This window comes from Escherichia sp. HH26CH (assembly GCF_009820205.1).
GTDB classification, from domain to species: domain Bacteria; phylum Pseudomonadota; class Gammaproteobacteria; order Enterobacterales; family Enterobacteriaceae; genus Escherichia; species Escherichia coli_F.
On sequence record NZ_VNXM01000050.1, the window covers coordinates 1 to 1,732 of the forward strand.

A 1,732-nucleotide genomic window follows, 5' to 3' on the forward strand; every position below is an offset into this window, starting at 1 on the left:
ACTGCTCTTTAACAATTTATCAGACAATCTGTGTGGGCACTCGAAGATACGGATTCTTAACGTCGCAAGACGAAAAATGAATACCAAGTCTCAAGAGTGAACACGTAATTCATTACGAAGTTTAATTCTTTGAGCATCAAACTTTTAAATTGAAGAGTTTGATCATGGCTCAGATTGAACGCTGGCGGCAGGCCTAACACATGCAAGTCGAACGGTAACAGGAATCAGCTTGCTGATTTGCTGACGAGTGGCGGACGGGTGAGTAATGTCTGGGAAACTGCCTGATGGAGGGGGATAACTACTGGAAACGGTAGCTAATACCGCATAATGTCGCAAGACCAAAGAGGGGGACCTTCGGGCCTCTTGCCATCGGATGTGCCCAGATGGGATTAGCTAGTAGGTGGGGTAACGGCTCACCTAGGCGACGATCCCTAGCTGGTCTGAGAGGATGACCAGCCACACTGGAACTGAGACACGGTCCAGACTCCTACGGGAGGCAGCAGTGGGGAATATTGCACAATGGGCGCAAGCCTGATGCAGCCATGCCGCGTGTATGAAGAAGGCCTTCGGGTTGTAAAGTACTTTCAGCGGGGAGGAAGGGAGTAAAGTTAATACCTTTGCTCATTGACGTTACCCGCAGAAGAAGCACCGGCTAACTCCGTGCCAGCAGCCGCGGTAATACGGAGGGTGCAAGCGTTAATCGGAATTACTGGGCGTAAAGCGCACGCAGGCGGTTTGTTAAGTCAGATGTGAAATCCCCGGGCTCAACCTGGGAACTGCATCTGATACTGGCAAGCTTGAGTCTCGTAGAGGGGGGTAGAATTCCAGGTGTAGCGGTGAAATGCGTAGAGATCTGGAGGAATACCGGTGGCGAAGGCGGCCCCCTGGACGAAGACTGACGCTCAGGTGCGAAAGCGTGGGGAGCAAACAGGATTAGATACCCTGGTAGTCCACGCCGTAAACGATGTCGACTTGGAGGTTGTGCCCTTGAGGCGTGGCTTCCGGAGCTAACGCGTTAAGTCGACCGCCTGGGGAGTACGGCCGCAAGGTTAAAACTCAAATGAATTGACGGGGGCCCGCACAAGCGGTGGAGCATGTGGTTTAATTCGATGCAACGCGAAGAACCTTACCTGGTCTTGACATCCACGGAAGTTTTCAGAGATGAGAATGTGCCTTCGGGAACCGTGAGACAGGTGCTGCATGGCTGTCGTCAGCTCGTGTTGTGAAATGTTGGGTTAAGTCCCGCAACGAGCGCAACCCTTATCCTTTGTTGCCAGCGGTCCGGCCGGGAACTCAAAGGAGACTGCCAGTGATAAACTGGAGGAAGGTGGGGATGACGTCAAGTCATCATGGCCCTTACGACCAGGGCTACACACGTGCTACAATGGCGCATACAAAGAGAAGCGACCTCGCGAGAGCAAGCGGACCTCATAAAGTGCGTCGTAGTCCGGATTGGAGTCTGCAACTCGACTCCATGAAGTCGGAATCGCTAGTAATCGTGGATCAGAATGCCACGGTGAATACGTTCCCGGGCCTTGTACACACCGCCCGTCACACCATGGGAGTGGGTTGCAAAAGAAGTAGGTAGCTTAACCTTCGGGAGGGCGCTTACCACTTTGTGATTCATGACTGGGGTGAAGTCGTAACAAGGTAACCGTAGGGGAACCTGCGGTTGGATCACCTCCTTACCTTAAAGAACTGTACTTTGCAGTGCTCACACAGATTGTCTGAT

Annotated in this window: 1 rRNA gene; it reads left to right on the top strand. The window is 52.5% G+C overall.

Annotation, left to right across the window (positions count from 1 at the left end):
- The first annotated feature begins 146 nt into the window (after window positions 1-146).
- Window positions 147-1,688: ribosomal RNA gene (locus FQ015_RS16735) — 16S ribosomal RNA — on the top strand.
- Window positions 1,689-1,732 lie beyond the last annotated feature (44 nt).